Here is a 20,053-nt window from a genome sequence, read left to right on the forward strand (position 1 = left end):
TGTGAAGTGATTCACATCCGCCGTGTCGATGGAGGCGCATTATAGGGAGTTCTCCGGCGCCCGCAACCCTTAAATGACAGAAAAATGACTGACTGCTGCATTCCACAGCAAAACCCCGCTTTATACCCATTTACACACAAAGTTATCCACAAATACTCCGATCATTTCTGCGATCCCCTTTCTATATGAACGATCTTTAGCGTGCTAAATGGGGGCAACATGGAAAGAGAAAAAATTCGCGAGCGTTGCGCAAACGTTTTCGTTACAATGCCACCGCAAAATAAGGATGCCCCGTAAGGGGCGTTAGCTGAGTTTTTCACGAAAAATTCAGCTAACGCTCTCTGTTATCGTCAAATCCAGGGGATTTACCATGCAACAACGTCGTCCAGTCCACCGCGCGCTGCTCAGTGTTTCTGACAAAGCCGGTATCGTCGAATTCGCCCAGGCACTTTCCGCACGTGGTGTGGAGCTGCTGTCCACAGGCGGTACAGCCCGTCTGTTAGCAGAGAAAGGTCTGCCAGTGACCGAAGTATCCGATTACACCGGCTTCCCGGAGATGATGGATGGACGAGTGAAGACCCTGCATCCAAAAGTCCACGGCGGCATTCTCGGTCGTCGTGGCCAGGACGACGGGATTATGGAACAGCACGGTATTGCCCCCATTGATATGGTGGTCGTTAACCTTTATCCGTTCGCTCAGACCGTTGCCCGTGAAGGCTGCTCGCTGGAAGATGCGGTAGAGAATATTGATATCGGCGGCCCAACTATGGTGCGCTCCGCCGCCAAGAACCATAAAGATGTCGCCATCGTAGTAAAGAGCAGCGACTATGCCGCCATTATTGAAGAGATGGATGCCAACGAAGGTTCTCTTACCCTCGACACCCGTTTCGACCTCGCCATCAAAGCGTTTGAGCACACCGCTGCCTATGACAGCATGATCGCCAACTACTTCGGCAGCATGGTTCCGGCCTACCACGGTGAAAGCAAAGAAGCCGCTGGTCGCTTCCCGCGCACCCTGAACCTCAACTTCATTAAGAAACAGGATATGCGTTATGGTGAGAACAGCCACCAACAGGCGGCCTTCTATATAGAAGAGAATGTCAAAGAAGCCTCCGTCGCCACCGCAACGCAGGTTCAGGGGAAAGCCCTCTCTTATAACAACATCGCTGACACCGACGCAGCGCTGGAGTGTGTGAAAGAGTTCGCCGAGCCAGCTTGCGTTATCGTGAAGCACGCCAATCCATGCGGCGTCGCCATCAGCAACTCTATTCTCGACGCTTACGATCGCGCATACAAAACCGATCCTACGTCTGCATTCGGCGGCATCATTGCCTTCAACCGCGAGCTGGACGCAGAAACCGCGCAGGCCATTATCTCGCGTCAGTTTGTCGAAGTGATCATTGCGCCGTCCGCCAGCGAAGAAGCATTGAAAATCACCGCAGCCAAACAGAACGTGCGCGTGCTGACCTGCGGTCAGTGGGCTGAGCGTGTGCCGGGTCTGGACTTCAAACGTGTGAACGGCGGTCTGCTGGTTCAGGATCGTGATCTGGGGATGGTCGGCGCGGAAGAACTGCGCGTCGTCACCCAACGTCAGCCAACCGAACAGGAACTGCGTGATGCGCTGTTCTGCTGGAAAGTGGCGAAATTCGTGAAATCCAACGCTATCGTGTATGCCAAAGGCAATATGACTATTGGCATCGGCGCGGGCCAGATGAGTCGCGTCTACTCAGCGAAGATCGCAGGTATCAAAGCAGCCGATGAAGGTCTGGAAGTAAAAGGTTCCGCTATGGCCTCTGATGCCTTCTTCCCGTTCCGCGACGGTATTGACGCTGCAGCTGCGGCTGGCGTGACCTGCGTCATTCAGCCTGGCGGTTCCATTCGTGATGATGAAGTGATTGCTGCCGCCGACGAGCACGGTATTGCGATGCTCTTCACTGACATGCGCCACTTCCGCCATTAATTCACGGAGCAGACGATGAAAGTATTAGTGATTGGTAACGGCGGGCGCGAGCATGCGCTGGCCTGGAAAGCGGCGCAGTCGCCGCAGGTTGAAACCGTCTTTGTGGCACCGGGCAACGCAGGCACGGCGCTGGAACCAGCCCTGCAAAACGTTGCTATCGGCGTGACTGACATCCCGGCGCTGCTGAGCTTTGCCCAGAATGAGAAGATTGACCTGACCATCGTCGGCCCGGAAGCGCCGCTGGTGATTGGCGTGGTTGACACGTTCCGCGCTGCGGGTCTGAAAATATTCGGCCCAACCGAAGGTGCCGCACAGCTGGAAGGCTCAAAAGCGTTTACCAAGGATTTCCTGGCACGCCATCAGATCCCAACGGCGGAATACCAGAACTTCACCGAGATTGAGCCTGCTCTGGCTTATCTGCGTGAGAAAGGCGCGCCTATCGTCATTAAAGCTGACGGTCTGGCGGCAGGTAAAGGCGTTATCGTCGCGATGACGCTGAGCGAGGCCGAAGCGGCCGTTCACGATATGCTGGCGGGTAACGCCTTTGGCGACGCGGGTCATCGTATCGTTATCGAGGAGTTCCTCGACGGCGAAGAAGCAAGCTTTATTGTGATGGTTGACGGCGAACATGTGTTGCCGATGGCCACCAGCCAGGATCACAAACGCGTGGGCGATAAAGACACCGGCCCAAACACCGGCGGTATGGGTGCCTATTCTCCGGCGCCAGTGGTAACGGATGAAGTGCATCAGCGCACCATGGAACGCATCATCTGGCCAACCGTGAAAGGCATGGCGGCGGAAGGCAACACCTACACCGGTTTCCTGTATGCCGGTCTGATGATTGATAAGCAGGGCAATCCAAAGGTTATTGAGTTTAACTGCCGCTTTGGCGACCCGGAAACCCAGCCAATCATGCTGCGCATGAAGTCCGATCTGGTTGAGCTGTGCCTGGCCGCCTGCGAAGGCAAGCTGGACGAGCAAACCTCTGAGTGGGACGAGCGCGCCTCTCTGGGCGTCGTCATGGCCGCGGGCGGTTATCCGGGCGACTATCGCACGGGTGACGTGATCCACGGCTTGCCGCTGGAAGAAATCGCGGACGGTAAGGTGTTCCACGCCGGGACTAAACTCGCCGATGACGACCAGGTACTGACCAGCGGTGGGCGCGTGCTGTGCGCCACTGCGCTGGGTCATACCGTTGCCGAAGCGCAGAAACGCGCTTACGCGCTGATGAATCATATCCACTGGGATGGCAGCTTCAGCCGCAAAGATATCGGCTGGCGCGCTATCGAACGTGAGCAGAACTAACGCGACAGTTTTGCCAGCAGCGTTTTGCGCGTGATCCCTAACTGACGGGCGGCTTCGGTTTTGTTGCCGCCCGTTTTCTCCAGCGCCGCCAGAATCACCTCTTTCTCAACATCCACCAACGGTTGAATCTCGCGAGCATCGTCGACATTCACCGACGTCGCCGCAATGGCAAGCGGCAATTCCCGCTCAGAGATATATTCCCCCGTCAGCAGAACCACCGCACGCTCAATGGCGTTTTCCAGTTCACGGATATTCCCGGGCCACGCGTAGTGAATCAACAGATCCATCGCCTGCGGGGTAAATCCCTTCACCGCTTTACGGTTTCGCTCCGCAAATCGTTGACGAAAGTGTTCGGCCAGTAGCGGAATATCTTCCTGACGCTGACACAAAGGCGGCATCTCAATCGTTACCACATTGAGACGATAGTAGAGATCCTGACGAAAACGCCCGGCACAGACTTCCGCCGCCAAATCACGGTGAGTCGCCGCAATCAGTCTGACATCGACAGAAATCGTCTGATTGCTCCCGACCCGCTGAACCTCACGCTCCTGAATAACCCGCAGCAGGCGAACCTGCATCATCGGCGAGATATCGCCAATTTCGTCGAGAAACAGCGTACCGCCGTCTGCTTCCACAAAACGCCCCTCGCGCCGTTTGTCTGCTCCGGTGAAAGCGCCTTTTTCATGCCCAAACAGTTCAGACTCCAGCAGCGACTCATTCAACGCTGCGCAGTTAAGCGTTATCAATGGTTTTTCGCAGCGCGCACTGCTGGCATGGAGCGCCCTGGCCACCAACTCCTTACCGGTTCCCGAGTCGCCATGAATCAATACCGTGGCATCGGAGGGCGCCACCATTGCAATTTCGCTGAGCAAACGCTGCATCGCCGGGCTTTCGCCAATCATGCCGAACTGCGCGGCAGAGGCTGAAGGTGATTCAACGCCAGCGTTTCTCGTATGCGCCAGCGCTTTCTCGATCGTGTCCTGTAAGCTGTCGAAATCCAGCGGTTTAATTAAGTAATCCAGCGCGCCTGCTTTAAGCGCCTCTACCGCGGTTTCTACGCTGGAGTACGCCGTCATAATCAAAATGGGAATCGCCGGATTCAGCGCTTTGATCTCTTTGAGCGTTTCGATGCCGTCCATTTCCGCCATACGCACATCACATAACACCAGATCGAAGACATGTTCGCGTACCCGCTCTACGGCCTCGCGCCCACCGTAAGACAGCGCCACGTCATAGCCCCATCCACGGAGCAACGCCTGTAAAATCGTGCAATGGCTGATGTCGTCATCCACGACCAGAATATCGATTTTTACGCGTGTCATCCTTGTCTATCCTGTTCTCTCGCTTTGATCGGTAGATAAAGAGTAAAGACGGCGCCTTTACCTGGAATGCTTGTCGCCTGAATAGTTCCGCCGTGCTGCTCAACGATGTTCTGTACCACCGCTAATCCAAGTCCGGTACCGTCGGCTTTGGTCGTAAAGTAAGGGGTAAATATCGCATCCAGGTCTTCTGCCGCAATGCCTTTCCCACTGTCGCTGACCACAATTTTAACGCGATCGCCTGTGCATTCGCCCACTTCGACCGTAATGACACCCTGATGACCGATAGCCTGAATCGCGTTCAGATACAGGTTCAGTAAAACCTGCGTTAGCCTGTCAGGATCGGCCTGAACAGCCGGCAGCGACACGTTGGCGGTAAACTTCAGTTGAATTGCCCTGCTCCGCGCATCCTGGCTGACGAGCTGTAACGAGTGAGTAATGATGTCATTGAGATCCACCGCTTGTAGCGTCAGATGTGTAGGCCTTACCAGCTCCAGCAGTTCGCTCACTACCCTATTTAACCGGTCAGCCTCTTTGGCCATCACCTGCGCCAGCTCATAGGATTCGCCACCCTTAGGCGAGCGCTCGGCAAAATACTTCGCCAACCCTTTAATGGAAGAGAGCGGGTTGCGAATTTCATGCGCCACCCCCGCCGCCAGATGTCCGAGCGCCACCAGCTTCTCTTTGCGTTTCATCTCGTCCTGCAACAGCTGACGAGAACGCAAATAGCGACGATATAAGAAATAAGAGAGCATTGTTGCCAGCAATACACCAGCCAGCGCAGAAAGCACAATCACCGTATTGCGCCATTCTCTTGCCTGAGTCGCGACCAGATCGCTGGCGTCAAAGGCAATAAAAATGGTCTGCGGCGCGGATGCCGCTTCCTCACAACGCGGCATACTACGCATGCCATGCTCTTTTGACGCCTGCATTGGCTGGAACTGACGATAAATTTCCAGCGCCGGTGTCGGTTCTTCGCCATTTTGCTGAATGGCGATTGGCCGCCAGCGTTCCTCATCACCGGGATTTAACTGGCGCATTTCGTTCGCAGAGTAGAGTGATTTCCCGACGCGGCCGGGGTCGCTGTGGGTAATGATATTGCCCCGCTCATCAGTGATGGCAAACCACAACACGCCGGGTTGTCCGGCCATTTCCTCCAGCAGGGTTTGCTGCTGAGCATGGTGCATGCGCATTCCCATCCCCACCCGAGAGCCCGATTCCAGCGCACGAATCAGCACGCTGCCTTTTTCCAGCAGCGTTTGTCGCGCGGCATCGCTCTCACGGCCATAATCCCGCAGGGTCATGACGGAAAAAAGCCCAACCAGAACGAGAATAGCGGCAGGCAGAACACCGCTCAGCCATCTCGCCACCGCATCCTTATGTTGCCGCATATCACGCATACATTCTCTCTATTGCCAGATCCTCTCCTTGTTCCAGCAGAAATCATGCCACTTTTCACTCCCTGTAACCCTGTCTTTCGACACAATCTGCTGATGCCACTGAGTAAAAATGACCCGCTGCGTAAAACAGGCGAGTCATTTTTACTCACTTTAACCGCTCAACGGCTCATATTTCTCCCGCAGACCGGGGATGTTTCACCTGGCATGCAAGATGCAATAAGGGAATGAAGATAATCAACAAGAGGACAAAATATGAAACGGAATAACACGTCTGGCCTGGCACTGATTGCACTCTCCCTGATGGTTCTGGGTTCCAGCCCAGCCATAGCACGAAATCACTGGGGAAATGGCGACGGTGGGATGAGGCAACAAAATGTCAGCGCGCTCACCACGGAACAGCAAGCCGCAGCTCAGAAAATCAATGATGATTACGACTCGCAGACCCGTTCGTTACGTCAGCAATTAATGTCCAAACAGTATGAGTACAATGCGTTATTAACTGCCAGCTCACCGGATAGCGCGAAAATAGGTGCCGTGGCAAAAGAGATGGCCGCTTTGCGCCAGTCGCTGGATGAGCAGCGGGTGAAACGCGATATTGCGATGGCGGAAGCCGATGTGCCACGCGGTGCAGGAATGGGTTGCGGTGGTGGCGGGTACCATCATGGTGGCGGCCATATGGGGATGGGCCACTGGTAACCCCCGGTGAATCAGAAACTTTTCTCTTGCGGCTGCCAGCGACAGAAGTCTTCGTTCGCCACCAGTAGCAACTGAGATCCTTCAGGCGCCTCCAGCCATGCCACGCTCACCTCAATCGACGAACGGCTCTGGCGGCGCTCAATATGGCTGATGGCCCACGATTCTAAATCGGGTTTCAGCGTTTCGCCTTCGCAGGTGGTGATGGTCTGATTGGCATGCCAGCGTCCCTGGCGTAAAACCACCCGCCCCTGACGCAACGCGTCGCTGGTCTGGCGGATTTGATCGGCGCGATAGCGGTATAACGCAATTTGATCGCTGGAAAGCTGCTGTTTTTGCCCGCCCACCTCACGCTGCATAAAGCTTAGTTCGCCATGATCGTCGAAACGAGCGCGAATATGCTCTGCCGGTTTGCCGTAAACGTTGAATTCAATCAGAGAGAGCGTATCGCCTTGCCAGCGATATTCAGCCGTGGTCGTATCGCCGCCACGCCACGGGCTAAAGACGGAAAGCAGATGAACATCACCGCCGGAATCTTTACGCCAGATACGCACCGCCCCCTGATCGTCCGCGTAACCGCTGGCGGTAAAGGGGGGAAGCGCAGAGTTATGGCTGCATGCTGTCAGCACTAGCGCGCCTGCCAGCGTCAGCGTACGACGCCAGACAGACAAAAGGGGCGAACCCGCCCCTTCGCTAAAACTGTTCACTGCCACGCGAATTACTTAACTGCGTCTTTCAGTGCTTTACCAGAAACAAATGCCGGCACGTTAGCTGCGGCGATTTTGATTTCTTTACCGGTCTGCGGGTTGCGGCCAGTGCGCTCAGCGCGGTGGTTCACTTTGAAGGTACCGAAACCAACCAGTTGTACAGCATCGCCTTCTTTCAGAGACTCAGTAATAGCAGCCAGAGTGGATTCCAGAGCAGCTTTAGCCTGGGTTTTGGACAGTTCTGCTTTGTCTGCAATTACATCAATCAGTTGAGTCTTGTTCATAAGTTATCCTTACAATGTGTTTATCGCTTGCTAAGCATCGAGTGCGACGAAAATGCCAGAAAAGCACTCTCCTGCATACACGCACCGATAGCCACTTTTTTTCGCCCCCCAAATGTAGACCAGACGGGGGGCGGAAGGGAAGCCTTCAGGCACGACAAATCAGGCGTTAAATCACGTTTTCTGGTCTCATTGCTGAAAATTTATACCGATATTGCTCTCGCCGGACTCGCGCAGGTCTGCGCGCAACCCTTTTATCAGCTCAATATCGCGTTCTTCGCAATCGGCTAAAAGTCGGAATATTTCCCACTGAATATCCCATTCTTGCTCAACCGCAGGGTTCTCTTTGAGCTCTTCATCGGTCATTTCTCGTCCCGCCTGGGTCATTTCCAGCATGGCAACGGTGGTGATAGATGTCTTACTGACTTCGATAGCGTGCTCCAGCGTTTCTCCACTCAAACGTGAGTGCACCAGTTCACTTAACGCAACGCAGGCATCAATCGCCGGATAGACGCCATACAGGTCATAATCGTCGGCAGCCGGGATCGCTTCTTCAAATTTCTCCAGTTGGCTGTCGAAATTCACTTTCGCATCTTTGACGGTCAGCGTTTCCCAGATGAGGTCGAGAATTCGACGATAAACCTGTCCATCGCCGAATTCAGTCTGCTGACAGAACATAGCGTAGTTGGGGTACATGCGTTCGCATAAACAGGCCATAAAAGTGACATGTTGCCAGCTTTCCAGCCGTTCCAGTCGCAGGTGGATCGGGTTTTGTAACATGATGAGATCTCGAAAACGATAATTAGCGGAAGTGTACCTGAATCAGGACTGAATTTCTTGCCAACGCGTAAACGCCGGACGGCCTGACGCTACCGCATCAGCCCAGCGCGTCGGTTCGGGTAAGCGATACCCTTTCATACAGCGTTGTACCCACGAAAGGGCGCTGTCCAGCCCTACCCGGTGCCCGGTAGCAATAAACAGCGGATTGCAGCGCGCTTTGCTACGCCAGACCCATGCCAGTTGCTCGCCTTTATCCATTAATGGTGCCAGAGCGCCGGGCTCGGAAGAGAGGGGTTCAAATTTGCCGCACAGCCGTTTTTTCGCCACGCCGATGGTCGGCACATCCACCAACAACCCAAAATGGCTGGCTACACCGAGGCGGCGCGGATGAGAAATACCGTGACCATCGACAAACACTAAATCAGGCTTATGCGAGAGTTGTTCCCACGCCGCCAACAGCGCGGGATATTCACGAAAGGAGAGAAAGCCAGGAATATACGGCATGGTGGTGGCGATGCGCGCCACCTGATATTCCACCAGCTCAAGCGAAGGATACTTCAGCAGTACCATTGCGGCTCGCGTCACTTCACCGCCCTGCTCAAACCCAACGTCAGCGCCTGCGATCAGATCCGGAGGATCGTTATCCAGACGATCTTCACGGATCACATTTGAGGCCAGTTCAAGCTGTTGAGCACGTAGCGACGCGAGATCCATGCCCATCCCTTACTGGTGATACTGTGCTGAAATCCGGTGTACCGCCTCCACAAAGACGCCCGCGTGTTCTGGCGGCACATCCTGGTGAATGCCGTGCCCAAGGTTGAAGACGTGGCCTTCGCCCTGACCGAATCCCGCCAGAATCGTCGAAACTTCTTCTTCAATACGCGCCGCTGGCGCATACAGCATGGAAGGATCCATATTCCCCTGCAACGCCACTTTATGCCCCACGCGACGACGCGCATCGGCGATGTCTGTGGTCCAGTCGAGTCCCAGCGCATCACAGCCCGTTTCCGCCATCGCTTCCAGCCACTGGCCGCCGCCTTTGGTAAACAGCGTGACTGGGACACGACGCCCTTCATTCTCACGCAGGAGACCGTCGACAATTTTATGCATGTAATAAAGTGAGAACTGCTGATAATCGCGCCCGGTCAGCACGCCGCCCCAGGTATCGAAAATCATCACCGACTGCGCGCCTGCTTTGATCTGCGCATTGAGATACAACGTGACGCTTTTCGCCAGTTTATCGAGCAGTAAATGGAGCGCTTGCGGATCTGCATACATCATCTTTTTAATGACAGTAAAGGCTTTGCTGCTACCGCCTTCCACCATATACGTCGCCAGAGTCCAGGGACTGCCGGAAAAACCAATCAACGGGACTTCGCCTTTCAGTTCGCGACGAATAGTACGTACCGCATTCATCACGTAGCCCAGTTCATCTTCGGGATCAGGAATGGGCAGTTTGTCGACGTCGGCTTTGCAGGCCACCGGCGCGGTAAATCGCGGGCCTTCTCCGGCTTCAAAATACAGTCCCAGGCCCATCGCATCCGGAATGGTCAGGATGTCCGAAAAGAGGATCGCCGCATCAAGCGGGTAACGGCGCAGCGGCTGCAGCGTGACTTCGCACGCCAGCTCGGCATTTTTGCACAGTGACATAAAATCGCCCGCTTGTGCTCGGGTGGCTTTATACTCCGGGAGATAACGGCCTGCCTGGCGCATCATCCATACAGGGGTGACATCAACGGGCTGGCGCAGCAGCGCACGCAGGTAACGATCGTTTTTCAGTTCGGTCATTTTTACATTCCTTTAGCGTTATGCGCCCAGTGTATCATGTCACTCGTACTCTGCCCGACACATTGCCACCGTATCTTCGATCAACCGACGTGCGACAGTACCCGCTGGCGGCAGTAGCGGAAGATCGTCATAACGATACCAGCCCGCTTCCAGTAACTCCTTCGGATCGATAACGATCTCCCCGCTGTCATACTCCGCCATAAATGCGGTCATGAGCGACATCGGAAATGGCCACGGTTGAGACGTGACATAGCGCAGGTTCTTCACTTTAATACGGCTTTCTTCCATAACTTCACGCGCCACCGCTTGTTCCAGGGTTTCCCCCACTTCGACAAACCCAGCCAGCACCGTATGCACGCCGTTGCGATGGCGGGTATGTTGCGCGAGCAGGAGAGTATCTTCCCGGCGAATCGCCACAATAATGCAAGGCGCTATCTGAGGGTAATAGCGTTCACGGCAATGACTGCACAACATGGCCCATTCGGTTTTACTTGGGTACATTGTGTGGCCGCAGTAACCACAGAATTTATGTGAACGGTAAAACTCCGCCAGTTGTACACCCCGCCCGGCCAGCTGGAACAAGCCGACATCCTGATCGATAACCTGCCGTACGGAACCCATATCATGGCGGCGATGTTGTTGTACCAACCAGACGGATTCGCCTTCCCACTCTCCAATCTGGAGTGCGCGCTGCCCAACAAGATCGAAAGTTGCCGCTTCGCCATAGGGCAGTTCTCCGCGCGGTAGCCATATTTTTTGCTCATGGCTGACAATCCACCAGCCGCTGTCTAATTTTTCAATTATACGATCCATATCTCTTGCGCAACCTTTGCTTCACAGGCATGTTGTTTACATTATTTTTACATTTTTGAGTGAGCAGTTTTTCGAATCTAAACTTGCGGAGTCAATCATGTTAAACCAGCTGGATAACCTGACAGAGCACGTCAGAGGAAGTAATAAACTGGTTGATCGCTGGCTACATGTACGTAAGCATCTGCTCGTGGCTTACTACAATTTGGTTGGCATTAAGCCTGGCAAAGAATCGTACATGCGCTTAAACGAAAAAGCGCTGGATGATTTTTGTCAAAGCCTGGTCGATTACCTTTCCGCCGGGCACTTCAGTATTTATGAACGCATTCTCCATAAATTGGAAGGTAACGGGCAGCTTTTAAACGCAACGAAAATTTGGCCGTTACTGGAAGCCAATACGCAATGCATTATGGATTACTACGACTCCAGCCTGGAAATGGCCATCGATCATGATAACTATCTTGAATTTCAAAAGGTTTTATCAGATATCGGCGAAGCGCTGGAATCCCGATTTATCCTTGAAGACAAGCTGATCATGCTGGTCTTTGACGCGATGCACGACAATGCGAAGGCAAAACGTCCTGCTTGAGTTCGACGCTATTAACGCGTAACTTACCGTTGTCGCCCCCTTTAGAGGGGGCTATTTCTTGTCGGAGTGCCCAGTGTGAAAGCACGGGCTGAGACCGTTAATTCGGGATCCGCGGAACCTGATCAGGTTAAAACCTGCGAAGGGAACAAGAGTCAAAACCAATTACACAAAATCATTCAAGTTGCATCAAGGCGGCAACTGAGAGAATCCCCAGGAGCTTACTTGAGTAAGTGACTGGGGTGAACGAAGGCAGCCAACGCAGAGGCAGCTTGAATGATGAAGTGTAATCTCCTCTTGCTTCATCCGTCGTCTGACAAGCCACGTCCTTACTTTTTTGGAATGAGCTATGTCTACTGCAAAATTAACCCGTCGCCAGCAGCGCGAACAAGCACAACACTTCATCAATACGCTGGAAGGCACCGCCTTTCCAAATTCCAGACGGATCTATATCACCGGCTCGCAGTCAGATATCCGCATCCCAATGCGCGAAATCCAGCTTAGCCCGACGTTGACTGGCGGGACAAAAGAGCATCCACAGTACGAAGAAAACGAAGCCATTCCGGTGTATGACACCTCGGGTCCGTATGGCGATCCTGATATCGCGATTAATGTTGAGCAGGGTCTGGCAAAACTGCGTCAACCGTGGATTGACGCCCGCGCCGATAGCGAAGCACTGACCGACCGCAGCTCTGCCTATACCAAAGAGCGCCTGGCCGATGACGGTCTGGACGAATTGCGTTTCAGCGGTCTGTTAACCCCAAAACGTGCCAAAGCCGGGAAATGCGTCACGCAGCTACATTATGCGCGCCAGGGTATCGTCACGCCGGAGATGGAGTTCATCGCCATCCGTGAAAACATGGGGCGCGAGCGCATCCGCAGTGAGGTATTACGCCACCAGCATCCGGGCGAAGGCTTCGGCGCACGCCTGCCGGAAAACATCACTCCGGAGTTTGTCCGTGATGAGGTGGCCGCCGGACGCGCGATTATCCCTGCCAACATCAACCACCCGGAATCTGAGCCGATGATCATTGGTCGCAACTTCCTGGTCAAAGTAAACGCCAATATCGGCAATTCTGCGGTGACCTCTTCCATCGAAGAAGAGGTCGAAAAACTGGTCTGGTCCACACGCTGGGGGGCAGATACGGTAATGGACCTGTCAACGGGCCGCTATATCCACGAAACCCGCGAGTGGATCCTGCGTAACAGCCCGGTGCCGATCGGTACGGTACCGATCTACCAGGCGCTGGAGAAGGTTAACGGGATCGCCGAAGATCTGACATGGGAAGCCTTCCGCGACACGCTACTGGAGCAGGCCGAACAGGGTGTCGATTACTTCACTATTCATGCCGGTGTTCTGCTGCGCTATGTGCCGATGACCGCCAGACGACTGACGGGCATCGTCTCACGCGGTGGTTCGATCATGGCAAAATGGTGCCTCTCCCACCACAAAGAGAACTTCCTCTACGAGCATTTCCGCGAAATCTGTCAAATCTGCGCCGCCTACGATGTTGCGCTCTCTCTCGGTGATGGCCTGCGTCCTGGCTCCGTTCGTGACGCCAACGACGAAGCACAGTTTGCCGAACTGCACACCCTTGGTGAGCTGACCAAAATCGCCTGGGAATATGACGTTCAGGTGATGATTGAAGGTCCGGGACATGTACCGATGCAGATGATCCGCCGCAACATGACCGAAGAGCTGGAGCACTGCCATGAAGCGCCGTTCTACACCTTAGGCCCATTGACCACCGATATCGCACCGGGTTATGACCATTTCACTTCCGGGATTGGCGCAGCGATGATTGGCTGGTTCGGCTGTGCAATGCTCTGCTATGTCACCCCGAAAGAACACCTCGGCTTACCGAACAAAGAAGATGTAAAACAGGGGCTGATCACTTACAAGATCGCCGCTCACGCCGCCGACCTGGCGAAGGGCCACCCGGGCGCACAAATTCGCGATAACGCAATGTCGAAAGCGCGCTTTGAATTCCGCTGGGAAGACCAGTTTAACCTGGCACTCGACCCGTTCACCGCCCGCGCGTACCACGATGAAACGCTGCCGCAGGAATCCGGTAAAGTCGCCCACTTCTGCTCAATGTGCGGACCAAAATTCTGCTCAATGAAAATCAGCCAGGAGGTCCGCGACTACGCCGCCGCACAAACCATCGAAGTGGGCATGGCAGACATGTCGGAAAACTTCCGCGCCAAAGGCGGTGAAATCTATCTGAAGCGGGAGGAAGCCTGATGTACCAGCCTGATTTCCCCCCCGTCCCTTTCCGTCTCGGACTGTATCCGGTGGTGGACAGCGTACTCTGGATTGAACGCCTGCTGGACGCAGGCGTGCGCACCCTACAGCTGCGAATCAAAGATAAGCGCGATGAAGAGGTCGAAGCGGACGTTATCGCCGCGATTGCGCTGGGACGTCGTTTTGACGCCCGGCTGTTCATCAACGATTACTGGCGGCTGGCGATAAAGCACAACGCGTACGGTGTCCATCTGGGTCAGGAAGATCTCGAAACCACCGATCTGAAGGCGATTCAGGCAGCAGGACTGCGCCTTGGCGTCTCGACCCATGATGATATGGAAATCGACGTGGCGCTGGCCGCGCGTCCTTCATATATCGCGCTGGGGCATGTCTTCCCGACGCAAACCAAACAGATGCCCTCTGCCCCGCAAGGGCTGGAACAGCTGGCGCGCCATATTGCGCGTCTGGCTGATTACCCGACAGTCGCCATCGGCGGGATTAGCCTTGAGCGCGCGCCTGCGGTACTGGCAACGGGTGTCGGCAGTATTGCTGTCGTCAGCGCGATTACGCAGGCAACAGACTGGCGTGCTGCCGCCGCGCAGTTGCTTTCGGTAGCAGGAGCTGGCGATGAATGATCGTGACTTTATGCGTTACAGCCGCCAGATCTTGCTTGGCGATATCGCGATTGAGGGGCAGCAAAAGCTGCTCGCAAGCCACGTACTGGTCATCGGTTTAGGCGGATTAGGTTCACCTGCCGCGCTCTATCTTGCAGGTGCAGGCATCGGCACGTTGGTTCTGGCTGACGATGACGATGTGCACCTGAGTAACCTGCAACGGCAAATCCTCTTTACTACCGATGATATCGCCCGCCCGAAATCGCAGGTCACAAAACAGCGACTGGCACGTCTCAACCCGGATATTGAACTGGTGGCGTTACAGCAACGTCTTACCGGCGATGCGCTTCGACACGCGGTAGCGAATGCTGATGTGGTCCTGGATTGTACCGACAACATGGCCACCCGCCAGGAGATCAACGCCGTCTGTGTCGCGCTCAATACCCCACTGATTACCGCCAGCGCCGTTGGCTTTGGCGGTCAGTTGATGGTTCTGACACCCCCCTGGGAACAGGGCTGTTACCGCTGCCTGTGGCCGGACGACGAAGAGCCGGAACGCAACTGCCGTAACGCCGGCATCGTTGGGCCAGTGGTCGGTGTGATGGGCACATTGCAGGCGCTGGAAGCCATTAAACTCTTGAATGGCATGGAAACGCCCACGGACAAACTGCGTCTGTTTGACGCTAAAACCAGCCAGTGGCGCAGCCTAACGTTACGCCGCGCCAGCGACTGCCCGGTATGTGGAGGGCAACATGCAGATTCAGTTCAATGATGAGCCGATGCAGTGCGCAGTGGGAATGTCTGTTACCGATCTGCTGAATCAGCTCGATCAACTCAAGCCAGGCGCCGCGCTGGCGTTGAATCAACAGATCCTGCCGCGCGAACAGTGGGAACAGCAAATTGTGCAGGACGGTGATCAGATCCTGCTTTTTCAGGTTATTGCCGGGGGCTGATATGTTACGTATTGCAGATAAAACGTTCGACTCGCACCTGTTCACAGGGACAGGGAAATTCGCCTCTTCTTCTTTAATGGCAGAGGCGATTCGCGCCTCCGGCAGCGAGCTTGTGACGCTGGCGATGAAGCGCGTTGACTTGCGTCAGCACAACGACGCTATTCTGGCGCCGTTACGGGAGGCGGGCGTCACGCTGTTGCCCAATACCTCCGGCGCCAAAACGGCGGAAGAGGCCATCTTTGCCGCGCAATTAGCGCGGGAAGCGCTGGGCACCCGCTGGCTGAAACTGGAAATTCACCCCGACGCACGCTGGTTGCTGCCGGATCCGATAGAAACACTGAAAGCCGCCGAGGCGCTGGTCAAACAGGGATTTGTGGTTCTCCCTTACTGCGGTGCCGACCCGGTGCTGTGCAAACGTCTTGAAGAGGTCGGCTGTGCTGCGGTGATGCCACTCGGTGCGCCGATTGGTTCAAATCAGGGGCTGGAAACCCGAGCCATGCTGGAGATTATTATCCAGCAGTCAACCGTCCCGGTCGTCGTCGACGCGGGGATCGGTGTCCCCAGCCACGCCACACAAGCCCTGGAAATGGGCGCCGACGCCGTGTTGGTTAACACAGCAATTGCGGTGGCTGACGATCCGGTGATGATGGCGAAGGCATTCCGTTTGGCAGTGGAAGCGGGCATTCTGGCGCGTCAGGCCGTACCGGGAAGACGTAGCGCACAGGCTCACCCCACCAGCCCGTTGACCGGATTTCTGGAGACATCGGCATGAAAACGTTCACCGACCGCTGGCGCGACCTGGACTGGGACGATATCCGCCTGCGCATCAACAGCAAAACGGCAGCCGACGTCGAACGGGCGCTGAACGCCACGCAACTGGATCGTGATGACATGATGGCGTTGCTCTCCCCTGCAGCCAGTGCCTACCTGGAGCCGCTGGCACAACGGGCGCAACGCCTTACCCGCCAGCGATTTGGTAATATAGTCAGCTTTTACGTTCCACTCTATCTTTCCAACCTTTGCGCTAACGACTGCACTTACTGCGGCTTTTCAATGAGCAACCGCATCAAGCGCAAGACGCTGGATGACAAAGAGATCTCCCGTGAATGTGACGCCATTCGTGCATTGGGATTTGAGCACCTGCTGCTGGTGACCGGAGAACATCAGGCAAAAGTAGGCATGGACTACTTTCGCCGCCATTTGCCGGTCATCCGCCGCCAGTTCTCCTCTTTACAGATGGAAGTACAACCATTGTCAGAGGCAGAGTATGCCGAGCTCAAAACCCTTGGGCTGGATGGCGTCATGGTCTATCAGGAAACCTACCATCAGGCGATGTACGCACAGCACCATCTGAAAGGGAAAAAACAGGACTTCTTCTGGCGACTGGAAACGCCAGACCGGCTGGGTCGTGCGGGGATCGATAAAATTGGGCTGGGTTCGCTGATTGGTCTGTCTGACAGTTGGCGGGTTGATTGCTATATGGTGGCAGAGCATCTGCTGTGGATGCAAAAACAGTACTGGCAGAGTCGCTACTCAATCTCTTTTCCACGTCTGCGTCCGTGCACGGGAGGGATTGAGCCTGCGTCCATCATGGATGAGCGTCAACTGGTACAAACCATCTGCGCGTTTCGCCTGCTGTCTCCGGAGATAGAGCTGTCGCTCTCTACGCGCGAATCACCGTGGTTTCGCGATCACGTTATCCCGCTGGCGATTAACAATGTCAGCGCGTTTTCGAAGACACAACCTGGCGGCTACGCTGATGATCACCCTGAGCTGGAGCAGTTTTCTCCACACGATGCCCGGCGTCCTGAAGATGTTGCCGGGGCGCTGGCGGCGCAAGGACTACAACCGGTCTGGAAAGACTGGGACAGCTATCTGGGGCGCGCCTCGCAAGCGCGGTGAATCAGATTGCAATCAGCTGAATAATTTACGAGCCCATACGTAATGTAAAAAACGGGAGATAGCGTTCAGACTCCCGTTTTTTTATGTTGTAGATGTCAGCAGCGGAAGCTGACCAGGGCGGAATGTTTCTTCCTCGTTTTCGCCCTGCCCTCAAACCCTGTGTAGCACAAAATTCTATTCGCAGCATAAATAGAGACAATCTTATTTGTTATTAACATAAATCATCTTTAGCCATATTCTCACGATTATAATTGCATACATTCTGTCCTGATGTGCGGAACCCTGTTGTCGGTTTGAACCACCTTTCCAGGACCTAATCCTTCAGGAATAATTCACAGCCAATGGCACGTCACAACAGACAGCTTTCCTTCACAACCCCCATGCTGGTGAGCTTCGGGGGGATTTTGCTCAGTTTTATTCTGATCGCAATTTTCATCACCTTCACGCAGCGAAAAGATTTTCTGGAGGATTACCACAACATTAACCGCAACTTTACACATAACCTTGCGGTTAACTATACGGAGTCGTTACTACGCGAAAACGACTATATCCTCGCGCGCGCGGCGACCTTCTTTTCCCGTGGGGACAAGTTAAATGAAACGGTGAATATCGACCCCGAGGAAGGCCTGAGGTTACTCATGCAGCTACAGACGCTGATGCCAACCGTCTCTTCCATTTCGCTGGCGGATACCGTGGGCAACTACCTGCGAGCCCCGGAAGTGTTAACCGATGAAAATAGCAAAGCCTTTGATGCCAAAACGCGTCCGTGGTTTGTACACCAGGCAAAAGCCAGTACATTCAGCCACTATACCAATCCTCACATGGACTACTTCACCCATTACCCAACGGTGGCCATCTACAAACCGGTCATTTCACCCGAAGGCAGGCTGAAAGGCAGTATCGCGTTTCACCTTGATCTCACGTCAATGAGTTATACCCTGCGCCAGATGGTTGCTCCTGTGCAGGGGGAATTTTTTGTCGCTGACCGTGATGGGAAAGTCGTACTACATCCGGATACTGGCGCGTTATTTAAACAGTATGTCAGTGAAAAGATGATGGACAGGATGACCAGTGGCGAAGGGTATGTTTTCGATTCAAAAAGTAATACCTGGTACTACTACTACTCGTTTACCAATCCAGACTGGTTTGTCGTTTACCGGGTTTCTGACAACATGCTGATGGACCTCACTCGCCACGAAACCAATATTGTGTCCTGGGGATTCGCGCTGGCTGCCATGATGGTTGTGCTGTTTGGGCTTTATCTACGGCATACCTCCCGAACGGTATTGATGAACATCATCAACGCCATCAAGACCGGGGATGTTAATCGGGCCCCCCGCCTGGAAGCCATGCTCAGTAAAGCCATCGAGTTAAATAAAGAGCGTGAGATAGCGTATGTCCGCCAGGCGACGATTGACGCACTGACTGGCTGCAAAAACCGTCGTGCATTTGACAATGACATTGCCGCGCTGATGAACGATCACCAACCTTTCACTCTGGCGCTGGTGGACATTGATAATTTTAAATCTATCAACGATACATGGGGACATCTGAGCGGCGACATTGTTCTGCGTAACGTGGCGCGTGAGGGCATTCAGGTGTTACAGCGCCATTCTATTTCGCTTTACCGTTATGGCGGTGAAGAATTTGCGGTCCTCTTTGCAGGCGTTCATGCTAATGAGGCTTTTACGTTGCTTGAACAATGGCGCACGATCGTAGAGCAGAGAACCTGGCGCGAAGAGAATCTGGTCGTCACCTTCAGCGCGGGGATGAAAGAATGGAATATGGAATCGCTGGAGCAGTTAATCATCGGAGCCGATGAAGCGCTTTATAGCGCCAAGCAACAGGGGAAAAACCGTATTCTGCCAGCACCTCATCTGTAAAAAGCCTAAAGCACCCAGGCCCGTCATGACGGGCCTTTTTAATACTTGCTGCCTGACCGTAACCGGTTTCAGTTTTTATGGCGCATCTTTGTGATGCTTTACACACATTCACTTTAAGACAGTTGTTCTCTCCCTTGTCAGGGACTAAAGATGAATGACCAGGGAAATTGTGAGAGCCAATTATGAAGAATATCGTTTTATGCTGTGCTGCCGGTATGTCCACCAGCATGTTGGTACAACGAATGAAAGACGCCGCTCAAAAAAAAGGCGTTGAGGTCAATATCAAGGCAGTTCCTGTTGCTGAATTCAAAGAGAATATTGCGGCGGCGGATATTGTCCTGCTTGGCCCACAGGTGAAGTACGAGCAGGCAAAGCTTCAGGCACTTGCCGACCCATTAGGCAAGAAAGTCGCGGTGATTGATATGATGGATTACGGCATGATGAAAGGCGATGTTGTGCTGGAGAAAGCCCTTAAGCTTATGGAGTAAGACATGGAAGAGTTAGAAACTATCATCATGGAGTTACTGGTTAATGCAGGTACCGCTCGCAGTCAGGCGTTAACAGCACTACAACTGGCGCGTAAAGGCGATTTTGCGGGTGCGGAGCAGGCAATGGAAGAGTCACGCGATTACGTTAAAGTGGCGCATAAAATCCAGACACAGCTTATCGGTATTGACGAAGGTACGGGCAAATTACCGGTGAATCTCATCACCGTTCACTCCCAGGACCATCTGATGAACGCCATGGTGATTCAGGATCTGGCGGGAGATATGATCGAACTTTATCGCCGATTGCCGCCGGTAAATTAATGCGCATCAGGTTTTGCC

General features: G+C 54.2%; 21 protein-coding genes and 1 riboswitch. Of the genes, 13 read left to right on the forward strand and 8 right to left on the reverse strand.

Features of this window, described 5'->3' with window-relative positions; all coding sequences use genetic code 11:
• Positions 1 to 370 precede the first annotated feature (370 nt).
• Entirely contained in the window at positions 371 to 1,960 is a 1,590-nt protein-coding gene (gene purH / locus NNO04_RS17135; RefSeq protein WP_271445716.1) for a bifunctional phosphoribosylaminoimidazolecarboxamide formyltransferase/IMP cyclohydrolase, read from the forward strand.
• Between the two features lie 15 nt (positions 1,961 to 1,975).
• On the forward strand, positions 1,976 to 3,265 hold the full coding sequence (purD, locus tag NNO04_RS17140) for a phosphoribosylamine--glycine ligase (RefSeq protein ID WP_271445717.1): 1,290 nt from the start codon (positions 1,976 to 1,978) through the stop codon (positions 3,263 to 3,265).
• Here purD and zraR read toward each other — a convergent pair.
• Positions 3,262 to 4,587: a sigma-54-dependent response regulator transcription factor ZraR gene (zraR, locus tag NNO04_RS17145; protein ID WP_271445718.1), complete on the reverse strand. Its 1,326-nt coding sequence runs from the start codon at positions 4,585 to 4,587 to the stop codon at positions 3,262 to 3,264. The two genes, purD and zraR, sit on opposite strands and share 4 nt — an antisense overlap.
• Positions 4,584 to 5,984 (reverse strand): two-component system sensor histidine kinase ZraS, encoded by a 1,401-nt coding sequence (zraS, locus tag NNO04_RS17150; RefSeq protein ID WP_271445719.1) that lies wholly within the window; start codon positions 5,982 to 5,984, stop codon positions 4,584 to 4,586. Before zraS ends, zraR begins: the two co-directional genes overlap by 4 nt.
• A 252-nt stretch (positions 5,985 to 6,236) precedes the next feature.
• Here zraS and zraP point away from each other — a divergent pair, with 252 nt between their 5' ends.
• Entirely contained in the window at positions 6,237 to 6,680 is a 444-nt protein-coding gene (zraP, locus tag NNO04_RS17155; protein ID WP_271445720.1) for a zinc resistance sensor/chaperone ZraP, read from the forward strand.
• A gap of 11 nt (positions 6,681 to 6,691) precedes the next feature.
• On the opposite strand, the gene NNO04_RS17160 is transcribed toward zraP, so the two are convergent.
• The 6 genes from NNO04_RS17160 to nudC form a co-directional block, all read right to left on the reverse strand.
• The gene (locus NNO04_RS17160; protein WP_271445736.1) at positions 6,692 to 7,384 is read right to left on the reverse strand and encodes a DUF1481 domain-containing protein; all 693 of its coding nucleotides are present in this window, start codon (positions 7,382 to 7,384) and stop codon (positions 6,692 to 6,694) included.
• A gap of 11 nt (positions 7,385 to 7,395) precedes the next feature.
• Positions 7,396 to 7,668: a nucleoid-associated protein HU-alpha gene (gene hupA / locus NNO04_RS17165; protein ID WP_001044509.1), complete on the reverse strand. Its 273-nt coding sequence runs from the start codon at positions 7,666 to 7,668 to the stop codon at positions 7,396 to 7,398.
• 186 nt (positions 7,669 to 7,854) lie between these two features.
• On the reverse strand, positions 7,855 to 8,445 hold the full coding sequence (locus tag NNO04_RS17170) for a YjaG family protein (protein WP_271445721.1): 591 nt from the start codon (positions 8,443 to 8,445) through the stop codon (positions 7,855 to 7,857).
• 42 nt (positions 8,446 to 8,487) lie between these two features.
• Positions 8,488 to 9,159, reverse strand: a complete 672-nt coding sequence (gene nfi / locus NNO04_RS17175) for a deoxyribonuclease V (RefSeq protein ID WP_271445722.1) — start codon at positions 9,157 to 9,159, stop codon at positions 8,488 to 8,490.
• Positions 9,160 to 9,168: 9 nt separating this feature from the next.
• Positions 9,169 to 10,233 carry a uroporphyrinogen decarboxylase gene (gene hemE / locus NNO04_RS17180; protein ID WP_271445723.1) on the reverse strand — a complete coding sequence of 355 codons (1,065 nt, stop codon included), beginning with the start codon at positions 10,231 to 10,233 and terminating at the stop codon, positions 9,169 to 9,171.
• Between the two features lie 39 nt (positions 10,234 to 10,272).
• Positions 10,273 to 11,046, reverse strand: a complete 774-nt coding sequence (nudC, locus tag NNO04_RS17185; RefSeq protein WP_271445724.1) for an NAD(+) diphosphatase — start codon at positions 11,044 to 11,046, stop codon at positions 10,273 to 10,275.
• Between the two features lie 97 nt (positions 11,047 to 11,143).
• Between nudC and rsd the strand changes: the two genes are divergently transcribed.
• From rsd to NNO04_RS17235, 10 genes are all read left to right on the forward strand, one after another.
• Positions 11,144 to 11,632, forward strand: a complete 489-nt coding sequence (gene rsd / locus NNO04_RS17190) for a sigma D regulator (protein ID WP_271445725.1) — start codon at positions 11,144 to 11,146, stop codon at positions 11,630 to 11,632.
• Positions 11,633 to 11,684: 52 nt separating this feature from the next.
• Positions 11,685 to 11,794: riboswitch (TPP riboswitch) on the forward strand.
• 184 nt (positions 11,795 to 11,978) lie between these two features.
• Positions 11,979 to 13,874, forward strand: a complete 1,896-nt coding sequence (gene thiC / locus NNO04_RS17195; RefSeq protein ID WP_271445726.1) for a phosphomethylpyrimidine synthase ThiC — start codon at positions 11,979 to 11,981, stop codon at positions 13,872 to 13,874.
• Positions 13,874 to 14,509: a thiamine phosphate synthase gene (gene thiE, locus NNO04_RS17200; RefSeq protein WP_271445727.1), complete on the forward strand. Its 636-nt coding sequence runs from the start codon at positions 13,874 to 13,876 to the stop codon at positions 14,507 to 14,509. Before thiC ends, thiE begins: the two co-directional genes overlap by 1 nt.
• Positions 14,502 to 15,260 carry a thiazole biosynthesis adenylyltransferase ThiF gene (gene thiF, locus NNO04_RS17205; protein WP_271445728.1) on the forward strand — a complete coding sequence of 253 codons (759 nt, stop codon included), beginning with the start codon at positions 14,502 to 14,504 and terminating at the stop codon, positions 15,258 to 15,260. The genes thiE and thiF overlap by 8 nt, the downstream gene beginning before the upstream one ends.
• Positions 15,241 to 15,441, forward strand: a complete 201-nt coding sequence (gene thiS / locus NNO04_RS17210; protein ID WP_271445729.1) for a sulfur carrier protein ThiS — start codon at positions 15,241 to 15,243, stop codon at positions 15,439 to 15,441. Before thiF ends, thiS begins: the two co-directional genes overlap by 20 nt.
• A gap of 1 nt (position 15,442) precedes the next feature.
• The gene (gene thiG, locus NNO04_RS17215; protein WP_271445730.1) at positions 15,443 to 16,213 is read left to right on the forward strand and encodes a thiazole synthase; all 771 of its coding nucleotides are present in this window, start codon (positions 15,443 to 15,445) and stop codon (positions 16,211 to 16,213) included.
• Positions 16,210 to 17,343 carry a 2-iminoacetate synthase ThiH gene (gene thiH, locus NNO04_RS17220; RefSeq protein WP_271445731.1) on the forward strand — a complete coding sequence of 378 codons (1,134 nt, stop codon included), beginning with the start codon at positions 16,210 to 16,212 and terminating at the stop codon, positions 17,341 to 17,343. The genes thiG and thiH overlap by 4 nt, the downstream gene beginning before the upstream one ends.
• A 341-nt stretch (positions 17,344 to 17,684) precedes the next feature.
• Entirely contained in the window at positions 17,685 to 19,226 is a 1,542-nt protein-coding gene (locus NNO04_RS17225; RefSeq protein ID WP_271445732.1) for a sensor domain-containing diguanylate cyclase, read from the forward strand.
• A 182-nt stretch (positions 19,227 to 19,408) separates the two neighbouring features.
• A complete protein-coding gene (locus NNO04_RS17230) occupies positions 19,409 to 19,714 on the forward strand; it encodes a PTS sugar transporter subunit IIB (protein ID WP_271445733.1) in 306 nt (101 codons plus the stop codon).
• Positions 19,715 to 19,717: 3 nt separating this feature from the next.
• Complete coding sequence (locus NNO04_RS17235) at positions 19,718 to 20,035, forward strand: PTS lactose/cellobiose transporter subunit IIA (RefSeq protein WP_271445734.1); 318 nt, start codon at positions 19,718 to 19,720, stop codon at positions 20,033 to 20,035.
• Positions 20,036 to 20,053 lie beyond the last annotated feature (18 nt).

Source organism: Citrobacter sp. Awk 4 (assembly GCF_028069725.1).
Taxonomy (GTDB): domain Bacteria; phylum Pseudomonadota; class Gammaproteobacteria; order Enterobacterales; family Enterobacteriaceae; genus Citrobacter_D.

Bases quoted from the DNA above. Each gene is read 5' to 3' on its own strand.
- purH (WP_271445716.1), top strand. From the start codon at position 371: ATGCAACAACGTCGTCCAGTCCACCGCGCGCTGCTCAGTGTTTCTGAC.
- purD (WP_271445717.1), top strand. From the start codon at position 1,976: ATGAAAGTATTAGTGATTGGTAACGGCGGGCGCGAGCATGCGCTGGCC.
- zraR (WP_271445718.1), bottom strand. From the start codon at position 4,587: ATGACACGCGTAAAAATCGATATTCTGGTCGTGGATGACGACATCAGC.
- zraS (WP_271445719.1), bottom strand. From the start codon at position 5,984: ATGCGTGATATGCGGCAACATAAGGATGCGGTGGCGAGATGGCTGAGC.
- zraP (WP_271445720.1), top strand. From the start codon at position 6,237: ATGAAACGGAATAACACGTCTGGCCTGGCACTGATTGCACTCTCCCTG.
- hupA (WP_001044509.1), bottom strand. From the start codon at position 7,668: ATGAACAAGACTCAACTGATTGATGTAATTGCAGACAAAGCAGAACTG.
- NNO04_RS17170 (WP_271445721.1), bottom strand. From the start codon at position 8,445: ATGTTACAAAACCCGATCCACCTGCGACTGGAACGGCTGGAAAGCTGG.
- nfi (WP_271445722.1), bottom strand. From the start codon at position 9,159: ATGGATCTCGCGTCGCTACGTGCTCAACAGCTTGAACTGGCCTCAAAT.
- hemE (WP_271445723.1), bottom strand. From the start codon at position 10,233: ATGACCGAACTGAAAAACGATCGTTACCTGCGTGCGCTGCTGCGCCAG.
- nudC (WP_271445724.1), bottom strand. From the start codon at position 11,046: ATGGATCGTATAATTGAAAAATTAGACAGCGGCTGGTGGATTGTCAGC.
- rsd (WP_271445725.1), top strand. From the start codon at position 11,144: ATGTTAAACCAGCTGGATAACCTGACAGAGCACGTCAGAGGAAGTAAT.
- thiC (WP_271445726.1), top strand. From the start codon at position 11,979: ATGTCTACTGCAAAATTAACCCGTCGCCAGCAGCGCGAACAAGCACAA.
- thiE (WP_271445727.1), top strand. From the start codon at position 13,874: ATGTACCAGCCTGATTTCCCCCCCGTCCCTTTCCGTCTCGGACTGTAT.
- thiF (WP_271445728.1), top strand. From the start codon at position 14,502: ATGAATGATCGTGACTTTATGCGTTACAGCCGCCAGATCTTGCTTGGC.
- thiS (WP_271445729.1), top strand. From the start codon at position 15,241: ATGCAGATTCAGTTCAATGATGAGCCGATGCAGTGCGCAGTGGGAATG.
- thiG (WP_271445730.1), top strand. From the start codon at position 15,443: ATGTTACGTATTGCAGATAAAACGTTCGACTCGCACCTGTTCACAGGG.
- thiH (WP_271445731.1), top strand. From the start codon at position 16,210: ATGAAAACGTTCACCGACCGCTGGCGCGACCTGGACTGGGACGATATC.
- NNO04_RS17225 (WP_271445732.1), top strand. From the start codon at position 17,685: ATGGCACGTCACAACAGACAGCTTTCCTTCACAACCCCCATGCTGGTG.
- NNO04_RS17230 (WP_271445733.1), top strand. From the start codon at position 19,409: ATGAAGAATATCGTTTTATGCTGTGCTGCCGGTATGTCCACCAGCATG.
- NNO04_RS17235 (WP_271445734.1), top strand. From the start codon at position 19,718: ATGGAAGAGTTAGAAACTATCATCATGGAGTTACTGGTTAATGCAGGT.